A 15534-nucleotide genomic window follows, 5' to 3' on the forward strand; every position below is an offset into this window, starting at 1 on the left:
TGGGCCGGCGGTGTCAGCCGCCGGGCGGCTGAGCGGTGGCGGTGGGCAGCGTGCCCGGCTCGGCCGGCTCCACGCCGGTGGTGGCGGGCGGCGGGACGGGCTCCTCGCGCTGGTCGGAGCCGCCTCGGTAGACGGCGGAGAAGGCGAGCGCGACGACGCCGATCCCCATCACCACGGCGAGCACCCAGGCGATGGGCCGCTGCCAGCTGCGGTGCCCCCGGTAGGGGCGCGGAGCGCCGCCGCGCGCCGCGTACGGGGCGTGGGCTCCCCGCGCGTACCCGTAGTCCGCGCCGTGCTCGTACGCCTCCAGCTCGGGCGGGAGCACGCCAGGGCCGTACTCCGCGTAGAGGCCGGGGCGGTCGAACCGGTCGTCGTCGGCGTCCGGGTCCTCGTCCCAGGCGCCGTCCTCGGGCGGCTCGCCGTACGGGGACTCCGGAAATTCGGCCTTGCCGCGGCCGTGCACCAGGCCGTCCTCGGCCACGCGCGGAACATCGGTCTCCGTGTGCTCCGACTGGTCCGTGTGCGACTGCGCGGCGGCGCGCACGCGCTCCGCCGCGCTCGGCTCGTGGACCTGCGCGGCCCGCACGAAACCCTCGTCGAGCACCACGGAGGCGAACTCGTCGTCCGCCGCCCCGTGGTCGCGGTACTCGGGCTCCTCACCGTCCGGGAACGGCTGGCCCCCCACCTCGTCCGGCACGCGGTCCAGCGTAGACCTGTGCGGTCAATTTGGGCAGGGCCGACGGGAATCGGCCCGGAATCGGGCGGGAAACGCACGGAGCGCCGCTCCGTCGGGCCGTCGGACCGGCCAGCGGCTCTGCGGCTCAGCGGCTCAGCGGCTCAGCGGCTCAGCGGCGGATGTGCCCCTCGCCGGTGACCACGTACTTGGTCGAGGTGAGCTCGGGCAGCCCCATGGGGCCGCGGGCGTGCAGCTTCTGTGTGGAGATGCCGATCTCGGCCCCGAAACCGAACTGGGAGCCGTCGGTGAAACGCGTGGAGGCGTTGACCATGACGGCGGCGGAGTCGACCAGCGCGGTGAAGCGGCGGGCGGCTGCCGTGTCCCGGGTGACGATCGCCTCGGTGTGCCCGGAGGACCACGCGCGGATGTGCTCGACGGCCGCGTCCAGCGTGGGCACGACCGCTGCGGCGATGTCGTAGGAGAGGTACTCGTCGGCCCAGTCCGCGTCGGTGGCCGGCACGACCGCCGGCCCGCCCGCCTGGCCGCCCGCCTGCTGCCAGGCCGGGTCGCCGTGCACCGTCACGCCCGCCTCGACCAGCGCTGCGAGGGCCCGCGGGAGGAAAACGTCGGCGATGCCCTCGTGCACCAGCACGGTCTCCGCGGCGTTGCAGACGCTGGGGCGCTGGGCCTTGGAGTTGACGAGGATCGCCAGCGCGGTCTCCACATCGGCGCTCTCGTCGACGTAGACGTGGCAGTTGCCCGTGCCGGTCTCGATCACCGGCACCGTCGACTGCTCCACCACCGTCCTGATCAGCGAGGCACCGCCGCGCGGGATGAGCACGTCCACCAGACCGCGGGCGCGCATCAGCTCGGTGACGCTCTCCCGTCCGCGTCCGGGCACCAGCTGCACGGTGTCGGCGGGGAGCCCCGCCTCGGCCACCGCGTCACGCACCACCGCCACCAGCGCCGTGTTGGAGGCGTGCGCGGAGGAGGAGCCGCGCAGCAGGACGGCGTTGCCGGACTTGAGGCAGAGCGCCGCCGCGTCCACGGTGACGTTGGGCCGTGCCTCGTAGACGATCCCGACGACACCGAGCGGGACGCGGACCTGACGCAGCTCCAGTCCGTTCGGCAGGGTCGAGCCGCGCTGGACCCCGCCCACGGGGTCGGGCAGCGCGATCACGTCGCGCACGTCCGAGGCGATGGCCGCCACCCGCTCGGGCGTGAGCGTGAGCCGGTCGACGACGGACTCGGGGGTGCCCTCGGAGCGCGCCGCGGCGACGTCGTCGGCGTTGGCGGCGACGATCTCGCCGGTGCGCGCGACGAGCGCGTCGGCGATGGCGGCCAGCGCGGCGTCACGGAGGGTGCGGGGCGCCGGGGCGAGGTCCGCTGCCGCCGTGCGCGCACGCCGTGCCACCGCGCGGACGGGGCTGTCAGCGGTCGGTGCGGCGGCGCCGTCGCGCACGGCGTCGGCCGGGGACGCCGGGGTGCCGTCGGCCTGGGACGCCGGGGAGCCGCTGGTCTGGGATGCGCTCATGGCGCGCATGGTAGCCGGGGCCCGCGGCGGGGCGCCCCGCCGTCTCACGGAAGGCACCGGGCGCCGCGTACGGGTGGGTTTAGAAGGGGTGCACACCGACCGGGCTGGCCGGTGGCGGTCCGTAGCCCTCGGCGACCCGCTGGTGATAGGTCTCGCGGCCGATCACCTCCAGACCGACGATCTCCCAGGGCGGCAGCTTGGCCGAGGACCGGTGCTCGCCCCACAGCCGCAGCGCCACGGCGGCGGCGTCGTGCAGGTCGTCCGCCTCCTCCCAGTAGCGGATCTCGGCGTGGTCGTTGGCGTAGCGGCTGGTCAGCAGGAAGGGGTGGTCGTGAGCGAGCTGTTCGAGGGCGCTGCGCACCTCGGCGAGCGGCGCCTCCCGTCCTGCGACGCTGAGCGTGATGTGCCAGAGCCGGGAGCCGATGCATTCCTCGGGCTGGGGAGAAGGCGCCATGTCGACGCTGGCCAGTCGTCCCACCGGTGGCCTCCTGGAGTGGTGCTGGTGAGTGCGGCGTGGGGGGAGGATGCGTGCACGTGCGGGTGCACGTGCCGCGCGGACCACCCGAGTCAAAGTTGACCAGTCCCCACGGGCCCGTGGGGCCGTTTTGCGGAAGGTGTCCGTGGAAAGGCTGGTCTTTTTCCCTGTCCCCATCGAGTAGGGCACCGCTCAGCTGTGCGACCCGCCCGGGCCGCACGCCCGCGGACGCCGTCTCACGACCGCAGCAGTACCAGGTCGTCGCGGTGGACGACCTCCCGCTCGTAGGCCGGGCCCAGCTCCCTGGCCAGCTCGCGGGTGGAGCGGCCGAGCAGCCGCGGCAGCTCCTTCGCGTCGAAGTTCACCAGCCCCCGCGCCACCGCGCGCCCCGCGGCGTCCCGCAGCTCCACCGGATCACCCGCCGAGAAGTCGCCCTCCAGCCCGGCGATGCCCGCGGGCAGGAGCGAGGTGCGGCGCTCCACGACGGCCCGCACGGCGCCCTCGTCCAGGGTGAGTGCCCCGGTGGGCGCCGACGCGTGCGCGAGCCACAGCAGCCGCCCCGCAGCCCGTCGCCCGGTCGGGTGGAAATAGGTGCCCGTCTCGCGGCCCGCCAGCGCGTCGGCCGCGTGCACGGCGGAGGTCAGCACCACGGGCACCCCGGCGCCGGCCGCGATGCCCGCCGCCTCCACCTTGGTGACCATGCCGCCGGTGCCCACACCCGCGCGGCCCGCGCTGCCGATGTCCAGCCCCTCCAGTTCGGCCGGGCCGCGCACCTGATCGATGCGGCGGGTGCCGGGGGTGGCGGGGTTGCCGTCGTAGAGGCCGTCCACGTCGGAGAGGAGGACCAGCAGGTCGGCGCGGACCAGGTGGGCGACGAGCGCGGCGAGCCGGTCGTTGTCGCCGAAGCGGATCTCGTCGGTGGCCACCGTGTCGTTCTCGTTCACGACGGGCACGGCGCCCATCGACAGCAGCTGGCCGAGCGTCCGGTAGGCGTTGCGGTAGTGGGCCCGGCGGCTGGTGTCGTCGGAGGTCAGCAGCACCTGCCCGACGCGGCGCCCGTAGCGCGCGAAGGACGCGGTGTAGCGGGCCACCAGAAGCCCCTGGCCGACGCTGGCGGCGGCCTGCTGGCGGGCCAGGTCGCGGGGGCGCTTGGTGAGGCCCAGCGGGGCGAGTCCCGCGGCGATGGCGCCGGAGGAGACCAGCACGACCTCCCGGTCCGGGCGTCCCGCGTGCTGGGCGAGGACGTCGACGAGGGCGTCCACCCGGTCCGCGTCCAGGCCGCCGGCCGCGGTGGTCAGCGACGAGGAACCGATCTTGACGACCACGCGGCGGGCGTCCCGCACGGCCGCGCGGTACGACGCCTCGGGCCCCGCCGCACGCGTCCCGCCGGGCTGTGCCTCGCCCCGTCCGGCGCCGGGCGCCTCCGCCGCGCCACCGCCCGGCGCTGCCCTGTTGCCGTCACCGGGGGTCACCGCGCCCGCGGCGGACGCCGTGGCGCCCGCACCGCCCGCTTCCGCCGCGCTCCCGCGCCGCTCGCCGCCCGTGGTTCCCGTCCTACCTGCCACGCCCGTACGTACCCCTCGTACCCATGCCGCCACGGCGCGCCCGGGGTGCCCGTGTGCGCCCCTGACCCGTGACACGCCGCGGGTCGTCGTCCGCAATCTACGTCAGCGCTGGTCCGCGGCGCTCATCCGTCCCGCGCAATGGACGGCGGCGGATGGTTACCTTTGACCACGTAAGCACGTATCCGGGTCCGTCGAAGATTGTCACTTGACCCGCGGGCGACATACGCTCAGGGGTCGACCCTGGCCACCGCCACCGGCCGCCCCTTTTCTGCAGACCCTCGATCTCCATGCCAGGAGCCCAGCCCGTGCCCTCTGCCGGACTCTCCCCACGACGCGCCGTGCAGCTCGCGGCGCTGCTCGCGCTGGCGGTGTTCTACACCGCGCAGCTCGCGGGTGCGCTGTTGCCGAACGTGCCCGTCTTCGTCACCGCCTCCCTGGCGGGCCTCGCTCTCGACCTGTACCTGACGCACCAGCAGCCGGGGCTGCTGGCGCTGCTCGGGAAGGTCCGTTTCGACGTCACCACCCGCCAGCTGCTGCGCGACATGCTGATCGTCATCGGGCTGGTCCGGATCCCCGACGTGCCGCCGGACATAGAGCGCCCGCTCACCCTGTTGCTGCTGCTCGCCTACGCGGCGCACTTCCTGTGCCAGGCGGTGGCCCAGCTGGTGCGCCGTACCCGCACCCTGCCGGTCGTCACCCGCAACATCGACGCCTCGGCGCTGCGGCTGACCGACGCGCCCTCCCGGCTGCTGGCCCGGCAGCCCAGCCGCCGGCTGCTGCGGTTCTCGATCCCCGGCACCGTCGGGCTGATGCTCTCCGCCGGCCTCTCCCAGCAGGAGTGGGGCCTGGTCGGGGTCGGCTGCACGTTCCTGCTGTCGCTGGGCAGCGCGTTCTACCTGGGCACCTGGCTGCTGCCCAAGAAGCGCTCCCGCAGCGAGCACGAGGTCATGGCGTGGCTGGACAAGTGGCTGGCCGCGTACAAGCCGACCGTCGGCATGTACTTCTCCGGCGGGACGACCAGCGCCTACCAGGCGAACATGTGGCTGAGCACGCTGGCCGAGCTGGACGGACGGCCGCTGATCGTGCTGCGTGAGCGGTTCATGGTGCAGAAGATCGACGCCACCGACATCCCGATCGTCTGCATCCCGAAGGTCGCCCACCTCATGCACCTGGAGCACTCCACGCTGAAGGTGCTGCTGCACCCGGCGAACTCCGGCAAGACCTCGCAGGTGCTGCGCATCCCCACGCTCAAGCACGCCTTCATCAACCACGGCGAGTCCGACAAGCTCTCCTCCTGCAACCCCTACGCCAAGGTTTACGACCAGGTGTGGGTCGCGGGCGAGGCCGCCCGCGAGCGGTACGCGCTGGCCGAGGTGGGAGTGGACGACAAGGACGTCGTCGAGGTCGGCCGCCCCCAGCTGACCCCCATCCAGCACGCCGACGAGCGGGCCGCAGCCCCCGCGAGCGGCTACACCACGGTGCTGTACGCGCCCACCTGGGAGGGCTGGGACGGCAACCCGGGCAACACCTCGGTGCCGCTGGCGGGCGAGCACATCGTCGCCGCGCTGCTGGCCGACCCGAAGGTGCGGCTGCTGTACAAGCCGCACCCGATGACCGGCTCGGTGGACCCGCGCGCGGGCGCCGCCGACCAGCGCATCCGCGCCATGATCACGCAGGCCAACGTGGAGCGCGGCGCCGGACGCCGCGACCCGCAGGCCACCGCCGAGCTGGAGCGCCGTACGGCCGTCCTGGACGAGGCCACCACCTCGGCGTTCCGCGCCAGCGCGGACGAGATGGAGCGGATGAAGAACCAGGGCACCCCGCAGGAGGGCAACGCCGAGCGGGTGCGCGAGGCGACGGAGGCGTGGGAGGCCGCCTACTGGGCGTCCTTCCCCGACTCCGAGCACCAGATCGTCACCGGACCGCGCCCGGCGATCTTCAGCTGCTTCAACCAGGCCGACCTGCTGATCTCCGACGTCTCCTCCGTCGTCTCCGACTACCTCAGCAGTGAGAAGCCGTACGCGGTGGCCAACACCAGCGGGATGACCGAGGAGGAGTTCCGGCACGCCTTCCCGACGGTGCGGGCCGGCACGGTGCTGACGCCCGACGCCCAGCAGATCCCGGCCGTGCTGGAGTCGGTGCGCGACGCCGGCAAGGACACGCTGGTGGGGGCGCGCAAGGAGCTCAAGACACGCCTGCTGGGCCCCTCGGACCCGCCGTCGCTCGCGCGCTTCAACGCCGCGGCGCTGGAGCTCGCCGACGAGACGGAGGCCCGCAACGCGCGCGTCGCGCGGCGCACGGCCGAGATCCCGGGCCAGCGGGAGGCGGAGGAGGCCGCCGAGGAGGCGGAGATGGAGGCGCCGGGCGGCGCCTCCGATCCGGAGGACGCGGTCACGCCGTAGCCGCGTCCGGCCAGGGCGCGGGCACGTCGTAGCCGCCTCCGGCCAGGGCGCGGGCACGTCGTAGCCGCCTCCGGCCGGAGCGCGCGGCAGGGTGCGTCACCCGTTCGGGCGGCGCACGCGGCGCAAACCGGCGCACGGGAGCGCGAGACGGTGGAAGGGCCCCAGGAGGATTCGCCTCCTGGGGCCCTTCCGTCTTTGCGCATCACACCAGCCCCAGCCGTAACGGCCGACGGGCGAGACGGGACGAGACGGGCTGAACACGCGCTTCCCGCGTCCCTACCCTCGCTTGCGACCCGGCCGTACCTCCCGGTATCGGCCGCCCGGTCCGCACCAGCCGCCAGGAGGGCCCCTTGTCACGTCTGAGAGCCGCCGCACCACCCCTCGCCCTGCTGCTCGGCACGGGGCTCACCCTCACCACTCCCCCGCCCGCCGCGGCGGCCTCCCCGGGCACGGGCCCCGTCTTCAACCAGCCGAACGGCACCGCCGCGCAGCAGCGCGCCATCCGCAGCGATCTGCTGGCCCGCATCGAGGCCGCCGCCCCGCGCTCCACCATCAAGGTCGCGCTCTACCACTTCTGGGACGCCGAGGTGGCCCGCGCGCTCGCCACCGCGCACACCGCGCGGAAACGTCGCGTCAACGTCCAGGTGATGCTGGACGAGTCCAGCGTCAGCTCCATGCCCTCCAGCACGTCCTACTCCATCCTGCGCGAGGCGCTGGGCACCGACCGGGCGAAACGGTCCTTCGTCGGGCTCTGCCCCAAGAACACGTCGTGCCTGGGCGATCCCTCCGGGGGCCACTCCATCGCCCACAACAAGTTCTGGCTCTTCTCCCGCACCGGCGGTTTACGGAACGTCGTGGTGCAGACGTCGTCGAACCTGTCGACCGGCAGCTACACCAAGTTCTGGAACGACGCGATGGTCGTCGCCCAGCGCGGCACGTACGCCGCCTACAGCCGCTACTTCGACAAGGTCGCCGGCGCGGACTGGCGCTCCTGGCGCTACACCCGCGCCGCCGCCTCCCCCTACACCGGCTACTTCTTCCCCCGCCCGCACGGCGGCGACACGGTGACGGGCATCCTCGACAACGTCACCTGCCGCTGGAGGGACGCCTCGGGCAGCCACCGCACCAGCGTGCGGCTGGCGATGTTCAAGCTCACCCGCCAGGGCGTCGCCGAGAAACTCGCCTCCCTCCAGCGCCAGGGCTGCGCCGTCGACATCGTCTACGCCCAGACCGACAGCGCGGCCAGCACCGGCTCCCCCGGCACCTGGGAGGCCCTGCACGCGCCCGGCGGACCGGCGGTGCGGTGCCTGCACTACGACGACGACGGCGACCCCGGCACCTCGCGCGAGGTCGTCCACTCCAAGTCCCTGATGATCGCGGGACGTTACGCCGGGGCAACCGACAAGCTCGTGTGGACCGGCAGCCACAACTACTCGGGCCCCGCCCTGACCAAGAACGACGAGACGCTCCTGAAAGTGGACAGTGACAGCGTCCACGACGCCTACCTCGACCGCTACCGCGCCCTGCGCGCCTCGGCCCTGCCCGGCACCCGCGACGACACCCCCAGCTGCAAGGGCGTCAGCCCCCAACCGGAGGACTGAGGCCCCGGGGACGTCAGGGAGAGGGGGCCCGCCGCCCGGTCGCGGCGAGGTCGACATCCACCGCGAACGGAACGGAGACCTTCAGCCGGTCGTGATGGATGCCCGTCAGCGCATACCCTCCGCTCGCCGGATCCCTCTCGTACAGGTACGCGACCGTGCCGCCGCCGTTGTTCTCGATCCGCCAGTAATGGGGGATGCCGGCGGCGGCGTACTTGCGTGGCTTGGTGTCGCGGTCGCGGTCCTCGGAGTCGGGTGAGACCGCCTCCAGTGCCAGTACCACGTCTTCGGGCAGGTAGTAGGTGGAGGGTGACTCGCGCTCGTACGCCTCGGCGGTGACCACCACCACGTCCGGTTCCGGGACCTGCCGCTTGGCCAGGCGGACAGCCATCTCGCGATCGGCGCGCAGGTGCCCGGGTGCCTGGCCGTCCAGTGCGGCGAGCAGGAGGTTGATCACCCGGCTGTGCCACTTCTCCTGCGGGCTCACGAAGACCAGGTCCCCGTCGATGAGCTCGGTGTGCGGAGGGAGGCCGGACAGCCGCAGGAAGGCCTCGGCGGTGAAGCCGCCTGGTGGCGGAATCACCCAGTCCGGAAGCGGCTCGACGCTCATGGGGGCAGAATAGCGTCCTTCCACGGGCGGTCACCTTCCGCCCGTGGAAGGACGTGGGAGGGCCTCCGGGGCCGTGCGAGGAGACGCGGTCCGGCGGCGGCGTCAGCCACTCACTCGAACGGGTCGAAGTCCTCGTACTCGCCCAAGGCTGCGTCCTCGTCGGCACGCTCGGCCTCGCGGTCGCGGCGGCGCTGGGCGGCCGGGCGAGGCGCGTCGAAGCGCTGGTCCTCGCCGCGGCGGCCGAGCATCTCGGCACCGCTGATCATGGTGGGTTCCCAGTCGAAGACGACCGCGTCGTCCTCGGCGCCGATGGCCACGCCGTCGCCCTCGCGCGCACCTGCCTTGAGCAGCTCCTCCTCCACACCGAGGCGCGCGAGGCGGTCGGCGAGGTAGCCGACGGCCTCGTCGTTGTTGAAGTCGGTCTGCCGCACCCAGCGCTCGGGCTTCTCGCCGCGCACGCGGAACATGCCCTCGTCGATGCGGGTCACCGTGAAGCCCGCGTCGTCCACCGCCTTGGGGCGGATCACGATGCGGGTGGCCTCCGGCGCGGGACGTGCCGCGCGGGCCTCGTCGACCAGGCGGGCGAGCGCGTACGACAGGTCCTTGAGGCCCTGCCGGGAGACGGCCGAGACCTCCAGGACGGGCAGGCCGCGGGCCTCGATCTCGGGACGGATGATGTCGGCCAGGTCCTTGCCCTCGGGGATGTCGGTCTTGTTGAGGACGACGACGCGCGGGCGGTCGCCGAGACCGCCGTAGCGGGACAGCTCCGCCTCGATCACGTCGAGGTCGCTGAGCGGGTCGCGGTCGGTCTCCAACGTGGCGCAGTCCAGCACGTGCACCAGCACGGAGCAGCGCTCGACGTGGCGCAGGAACTCCAGGCCGAGGCCCTTGCCCTCGCTGGCGCCGGGGATCAGCCCCGGAACGTCCGCGATCGTGTAGACCGTCGCGCCCGCGGTGACCACGCCCAGGTTCGGCACCAGGGTGGTGAAGGGGTAGTCGGCAATCTTCGGCTTCGCCGCGGAGAGCACCGAGATCAGCGAGGACTTGCCCGCGCTCGGGTAGCCGACGAGCGCGACGTCCGCGACCGTCTTCAGCTCCAGCACCACGTCCCGCTCCTCGCCGGGCTCCCCCAGCAGGGCGAACCCGGGCGCCTTGCGCCGTGCGGAGGCCAGCGCGGCGTTGCCGAGCCCGCCCCGGCCGCCCTGCCCCGCGACGAAGGTGGTGCCCGCGCCGACCATGTCGGCCAGCACCTCGCCGTGGCGGTCGAGGACGACGGTGCCCTCCGGCACCGGGAGCACCAGGCTCTTGCCGTCCTGTCCCGAACGGTGGCCTCCCTCGCCCGGCCTGCCGTTGGTGGCCTTGCGGTGCGGGCTGTGGTGGTAGTCCAGCAGGGTCGTCACGTCCGGGTCGACGACGAAGACGACGTCGCCGCCGCGCCCGCCGTTGCCGCCGTCCGGGCCGCCGAGCGGCTTGAACTTCTCGCGGTGCACGGAGGCGCAGCCGTGCCCACCGTTACCCGCGGCGACGTGCAGCTCGACGCGGTCCACGAAGGTGGTCATAGGGGTGTGCCTCCAAGGCGTGCTGGCGTGCTGATGTGCTGCGGTATCGCGGTGCTGCGGTATCGCGGGACCGCTGACGTACTGAGGGGGGAACGCACCGAGGGCGGACCCGCTTCCCTGCCGTACGGCGTGTGCGCGTACGGCGGGGAGAGGAGGTCCGCCCTCGGAGTGAGTGAGTGTGCCGTGCGGCTGCTTACTCAGCGGCCGGAACGACGTTCACGACCTTGCGGCCGCGGTGGGTGCCGAACTGCACCGCGCCCGCGTCCAGCGCGAACAGGGTGTCGTCGCCGCCACGGCCGACGCCCTTGCCCGGGTGGAAGTGGGTGCCGCGCTGGCGGACCAGGATCTCGCCCGCGCTGACGGCCTGACCGCCGAAGCGCTTCACGCCGAGAAACTGCGGGTTGGAGTCGCGACCGTTCCGGGTGGACGATGCGCCCTTCTTGTGTGCCATCTCTCCTCAGTCCTTACTTCTTGGCCGGGGCGGGGATGTCGGTGACCTTCAGCGCGGTGTGCAGCTGGCGGTGGCCGATGCGCTTCTTGTATCCGGTCTTGTTCTTGTACTTCTGGATCCGGATCTTGTCGCCCTTGTGGTGGTCCACCACCTCGGCCGTGACCTTGACACCGTCCAGCACCCAGGGGTCGCTGGTGACCGCGTCACCGTCGACGACGAGCAGGGTCGAGAGCTCGACGGTGTCGCCGACCTTGCTGGTGGAAATACGGTCAACCTCGATGACGTCGCCCACAGAGACCCTCTGCTGGCGCCCGCCGGTGCGCACGATCGCGTACACGCGGAACTCTCTTTCGCTCGAAACGGAGCCCCTGATGCCAGCCGTCCGACGCCCACGCCGAGCGCGGAGCTGATCCGGAAGGATTGAACGGCCTCTCCCCAGAAGGGGAGGTGGTTGCTCAGGAGCAGCGCGTCGTACAAACGACACGCCGACGGTCAAGGGTACCCCATCCGCACGGGGCTCCCCTCAACGCCTGTGGTGCCCCCACCTCGGTGCCCGGCGTCCGGGGGCGGGGCGGGGATCGCCCCGCCCCCGGACGCCGGCCGCGGCCGGGTCACTCCTCGGCGGCGGCCCGGGTCACTCCTCGGCGGCCGGTGCCGACACGGACGACGTACCCTCCTGACCGGCCGCGGCCGTCTTCTTGGCGGCGCTCTTCTTCGCGGTCTTCTTGGCCGTCGTCTTCTTCGCCGCCGCCGTCTTGGCCGTCGCCGTCTTGGCCGTGGTCTTGGCGGCCGTCGTCTTCGCCGCCGCCTTCTTGGCCGTCGCCTTCTTGGCCGTCGTCGTCTTCTTGGCGGTCTTGGCCGTCTTGGCGGCCTTCGCCGTCTTCTTGACGGCCTTCTTCTCCGGCGCGGACTCCGGCTCAGGCTCCGCCGCGGCCTCCTGCTCGGGGGCCGTGGTGGTCACCGTGCGCGTCACCCTGCGCCGGGGCCGTGCGGGAGCCGCGTCGGTGACGACCTCGCCACCGTCCGCGGGCTCGACGGCGGGCGCGGGCGTCTCCTCCGCGGCGACGACCATCACCGCCCCGGTGTCGTCACCCGTACGCGGCGATCCGGCCGGAGCGCTCGCCTTCCGCGTCGCCCGTCGGCGGGCCCGAGGCGGCGCGGCAGCGGGCTCGGGGGCGGGCACCGGCTCCGACGCGGGCGCCGGCTCCGGCACGGGCTCGGCGGCGGCGACCGGCTCGGCGCCGGCCTGCGGTGCGGCGGGCTGGACCACCTCGGCGGTCTCGCCCGCGGCCTTCGGCGGCGACCCGGCAGGTGCACCCGCCTTCCGGCTGCCCCGGCGCCGGCCCCGGCCACGCGAGGCGGACGCCGCGGCTTCCGCCTCGGCCGCGCTGTTGAACAGCTCCTCGTCCGGAACGAACTCGACGGGCGCCGGTGACAGCTCCGCCGCCTCGGCCGCCGCCGTGTCGGCGGGCTCCACGGCCGCAGCCGCGGGAGCGGTCGCGGGCGAGTGCTCGGACGCGGCGCGGTCCTCGGCCGGCTCCGGCCTGCCGCCCTGGCGACCGCCGCCCTTGCTGGTGTTCTCGCCCTTGCCGGGCCCCTCCGACCTGGCGTCCGCCTTGCCGGTGTCCTTGGCCTCCGCCTTGGCCTCGGCCCTGGCTTCCGCCTTCGTCTCGCCCTTGCCCTTGCCCTTCTTGCCCTTCTTGCCGCCGCCACCGGCACCCGACGCGGCGGTCACCTGGTCCAAGTGCACGAGCACGCCGCGCCCGTTGCAGTGGACGCACGGCTCGGAGAAGGACTCCAGCAGGCCTTGGCCGACCCGCTTGCGGGTCATCTGCACGAGGCCCAGCGAGGTGACCTCCGCCACCTGGTGCTTGGTGCGGTCCCTGCCCAGGCACTCCAGCAGGCGGCGCAGCACCAGGTCGCGGTTGGACTCCAGGACCATGTCGATGAAGTCGATGACGATGATGCCGCCGAGGTCGCGCAGCCGCAGCTGGCGGACGATCTCCTCGGCCGCCTCCAGGTTGTTCCTGGTGACGGTCTCTTCCAGGTTGCCGCCCTGGCCGGTGAACTTCCCGGTGTTGACGTCGACGACGATCATCGCCTCGGTCCGGTCGATCACCAGCGAGCCGCCGCTGGGCAGCCACACCTTGCGGTCCAGCGCCTTGGCGAGCTGCTCGTCGATGCGGTACGTGGCGAACACGTCCACGTCCGAGGTCCACTTCTGGAGCCGGTCGGACAGGTCGGGCGCCACGTGCGAGACGTAGCCGTGGATGGTCTCCCACGCCTCGTCGCCGCTGACGATGACCTTGGAGAAGTCCTCGTTGAAGATGTCCCGCACCACGCGGACCGTCATGTCCGGCTCGCCGTACAGCAGCGTGGGCGCGTTGCCCTTCTGGGACTTCTTGCGGATGTCCTCCCACTGCGCCTGGAGCCGCTCGACGTCGCGGCGCAGCTCGTCCTCGCTGGCGCCCTCGGCGGCCGTGCGCACGATGACGCCCGCGTCCTCGGGGACGACCCGCTTGAGGATCTGCTTGAGCCGCGAGCGCTCGGTGTCCGGCAGCTTGCGGCTGATGCCCGTCATCGAGCCCTCGGGCACGTAGACGAGGTAGCGTCCAGGCAGCGAGACCTGGCTGGTCAGGCGGGCGCCCTTGTGGCCGATCGGGTCCTTGGTGACCTGCACCAGCACCGACTGGCCCGACTTGAGCGCGGTCTCGATGCGGCGCGGACCGCCCGACATGCCCAGCGCCTCGAAGTTGACCTCGCCCGCGTACAGCACGGCGTTGCGGCCCTTGCCGATGTCGACGAAGGCGGCCTCCATCGACGGCAGGACGTTCTGCACCTTGCCGAGGTAGACGTTGCCGACGTAACTGGTCGACTGCTCCTTGTTGACGAAGTGCTCGACCAGCACGTCGTCCTCCAGGACGCCGATCTGGGTGCGCTCGCCGCTCTGGCGGACGATCATCTCCCGCTTGACGGCCTCGCGGCGGGCGAGGAACTCCGCCTCGGTGATGATCGGCACCCGGCGGCGGCCCTGCTCGCGTCCCTCGCGGCGGCGCTGCTTCTTGGCCTCCAGCCGCGTGGACCCCTTGATCGCCTGCACCTCGTCGGCCGGCTCGGTGTCCTTCTTCTTGCGCGGCTCGCGGACCTTGACGACGGTGCGCTCGGGGTCGTCCGCTGTGGCGTTCTCACCCGAACGCTCCTCCGCGTCCCCCGAACGGCGGCGGCGACGGCGGCGACGGCGCGAGCTGCTGGTGGAGCCGCCACCGCCGGCGGCGTCACCCTCCTCGTCGCCCTCGGCGGCCTCCGGCCCCGCGGCCTCGTCGGCCCCGGCGTCCCGGTCGGTCTCCGCACCGGCTTCCGTCTCGTCGAAGTCCGCGCCCTCGCCCTGCTCGGCGCTCTCGCCCCGGCGACGGCGGCGACCGCCCCGACGGCGGCGGCGCGCGGGCCGCTCGCCGCCCTGCGCGGTCTCGTCCTCCTCGCCCTCCGGCTCGCCGTCGGGCTCGGTGTCGGCTTCGGTCTCCTGCGCGGACGCGCGGGCCGCGCGCTCTTCCCGCGCCTCTTCACGCAGGGCCTGCTCGGGCGCGTCCGCACGGCGGCGACGGCGACGGCGCGGAGCACCCGCGCCCTCCTCGGGCGCCTCCTGCTCCGGTCCCTCCTCCGGCTCGCTCCCGGCCCGGCGCTCCGCCTCGGCCGCGGCAGCGGCGCTCTGCGGCGTCTGGAAGGCGGGCTCGGTGAAGACGGGTGCCTGGAAGACCGTCAGGGGCGGTGTCGACCGCTTGCGGCGGCCGGCCGGCTCGGCGGTCTCGTCCGCTGCGGTGCCCTCGGCCGCGGCCTCGGCACGCTGCCGCTTCTTCGACGCCGGCGGCGCCTCGAAGCCGCGAGCGACCCGCGCCGCACGGCCCTGGTCGGCCTCGTCGGCGGCGGCCGGCTCGTCCGCTCCGGCGGCAGGCTGACCGGTCCCCTCCGTCGCCCGGCGCCTGCCCGCCTTGCCAGCCTTGGCCGGCTGGTCGGTCTCTTCCGTCTTGCGGGTCGCGCGGCGCCGGGAGCGCCCGCCGGACACGGACGCCGACTCGGCGGCCGGCTCCTCGGCAGCGCCTTCGGGCGCGGAGGGCGCCTGCGCGGGCGCCTCCGGCTCGGCGGCCGGCTGCGCGGGCGCCTCGGTCGCGCCCGCCGCGCGGGTGGCCCGGCGGCGGCTGCGGCTCTTGGGCGCCTCCGTGGCGTCCTCGGGTGTGCGGGAGCCGCGCGGGCTCTCCGCCTGGGCGGGCGTCCCCTCGGGGGCCGCGGCGGAGCCGTCGTCACCGGCGGGCTCGGCTGCGGGCGCGGTGGTCGCGCGGGTGGCGCGGCGGCGGGTGCGCGGCTTCGGCTCCTCCGCGGTGCCCTCGCTCGCGGACCCGGTGGTCGTCGTCTCGGCGGGGGCCCCGGTGGGGTCAGCGGACGCGGCGTCGGCCGTCTCCTGCTCCGGGGCGGCGGGCGCGGCCTTGCGGCTGGTGGCCCGGCGGCGGGTGCGGGCCTTGGGGGCCTGCGCTCCGGCCGGGGGGGCTCGGGGGCGGCTGCGGGGCTCTCGTCGGCCTCCTGCCGGCCGCCGGTGCCGGTTCCCTGGCCGCCGTCGGCCGCCGGGCGCCGGGCGCCGGTGGACGAGGGCTCGGCGGGCTGCCCCTCGGGGG

General features: G+C 73.9%; 11 protein-coding genes. 2 read left to right on the plus strand and 9 right to left on the minus strand.

Annotated elements, in window-relative coordinates; all coding sequences use genetic code 11:
• Positions 1–13 precede the first annotated feature (13 nt).
• The 4 genes from AB8Z75_RS08050 to proB form a co-directional block, all read right to left on the minus strand.
• Entirely contained in the window at positions 14–697 is a 684-nt protein-coding gene (locus tag AB8Z75_RS08050; RefSeq protein WP_369200699.1) for a hypothetical protein, read from the minus strand.
• A 148-nt stretch (positions 698–845) separates the two neighbouring features.
• Positions 846–2138, minus strand: a complete 1293-nt coding sequence (locus AB8Z75_RS08055) for a glutamate-5-semialdehyde dehydrogenase (protein WP_369200709.1) — start codon at positions 2136–2138, stop codon at positions 846–848.
• Between the two features lie 151 nt (positions 2139–2289).
• Positions 2290–2664 carry a hypothetical protein gene (locus AB8Z75_RS08060; RefSeq protein WP_369200710.1) on the minus strand — a complete coding sequence of 125 codons (375 nt, stop codon included), beginning with the start codon at positions 2662–2664 and terminating at the stop codon, positions 2290–2292.
• Positions 2665–2921: 257 nt separating this feature from the next.
• Positions 2922–4028, minus strand: coding sequence for a glutamate 5-kinase (gene proB / locus AB8Z75_RS08065; RefSeq protein ID WP_369200711.1), 1107 nt, complete (start codon positions 4026–4028; stop codon positions 2922–2924).
• Positions 4029–4555: 527 nt separating this feature from the next.
• Here proB and AB8Z75_RS08070 point away from each other — a divergent pair.
• Both AB8Z75_RS08070 and AB8Z75_RS08075 read left to right on the plus strand, forming a co-directional pair.
• The gene (locus AB8Z75_RS08070) at positions 4556–6652 is read left to right on the plus strand and encodes a hypothetical protein (RefSeq protein ID WP_369200700.1); all 2097 of its coding nucleotides are present in this window, start codon (positions 4556–4558) and stop codon (positions 6650–6652) included.
• 350 nt (positions 6653–7002) lie between these two features.
• Positions 7003–8253, plus strand: a complete 1251-nt coding sequence (locus AB8Z75_RS08075; RefSeq protein WP_369200701.1) for a phospholipase D-like domain-containing protein — start codon at positions 7003–7005, stop codon at positions 8251–8253.
• A 13-nt stretch (positions 8254–8266) separates the two neighbouring features.
• Here AB8Z75_RS08075 and AB8Z75_RS08080 read toward each other — a convergent pair whose 3' ends face one another.
• The 5 genes from AB8Z75_RS08080 to AB8Z75_RS08100 form a co-directional block, all read right to left on the minus strand.
• Positions 8267–8860, minus strand: coding sequence for a Uma2 family endonuclease (locus tag AB8Z75_RS08080; RefSeq protein ID WP_369200702.1), 594 nt, complete (start codon positions 8858–8860; stop codon positions 8267–8269).
• Positions 8861–8970: 110 nt separating this feature from the next.
• Positions 8971–10419 carry a GTPase ObgE gene (gene obgE, locus AB8Z75_RS08085; protein ID WP_369200703.1) on the minus strand — a complete coding sequence of 483 codons (1449 nt, stop codon included), beginning with the start codon at positions 10417–10419 and terminating at the stop codon, positions 8971–8973.
• Between the two features lie 193 nt (positions 10420–10612).
• Positions 10613–10870, minus strand: coding sequence for a 50S ribosomal protein L27 (rpmA, locus tag AB8Z75_RS08090; protein WP_369200704.1), 258 nt, complete (start codon positions 10868–10870; stop codon positions 10613–10615).
• Positions 10871–10883: 13 nt separating this feature from the next.
• Positions 10884–11207: a 50S ribosomal protein L21 gene (rplU, locus tag AB8Z75_RS08095; RefSeq protein ID WP_114018249.1), complete on the minus strand. Its 324-nt coding sequence runs from the start codon at positions 11205–11207 to the stop codon at positions 10884–10886.
• 297 nt (positions 11208–11504) lie between these two features.
• Positions 11505–15534 (minus strand): Rne/Rng family ribonuclease (locus AB8Z75_RS08100; RefSeq protein WP_369200705.1); only part of this gene is annotated, 4030 nt, incomplete at its 5' end.

The sequence above is a fragment of the Streptomyces sp. PU-14G genome (genome assembly GCF_041028275.1).
Lineage (GTDB): Bacteria > Actinomycetota > Actinomycetes > Streptomycetales > Streptomycetaceae > Streptomyces.

What these genes read in the sequence shown, in the direction of transcription:
- AB8Z75_RS08060 (WP_369200710.1), bottom strand. Translation starts at nt 2,664, where the DNA reads ATGGCGCCTTCTCCCCAGCCCGAGGAATGCATCGGCTCCCGGCTCTGG.
- rpmA (WP_369200704.1), bottom strand. Translation starts at nt 10,870, where the DNA reads ATGGCACACAAGAAGGGCGCATCGTCCACCCGGAACGGTCGCGACTCC.
- AB8Z75_RS08080 (WP_369200702.1), bottom strand. Translation starts at nt 8,860, where the DNA reads ATGAGCGTCGAGCCGCTTCCGGACTGGGTGATTCCGCCACCAGGCGGC.
- obgE (WP_369200703.1), bottom strand. Translation starts at nt 10,419, where the DNA reads ATGACCACCTTCGTGGACCGCGTCGAGCTGCACGTCGCCGCGGGTAAC.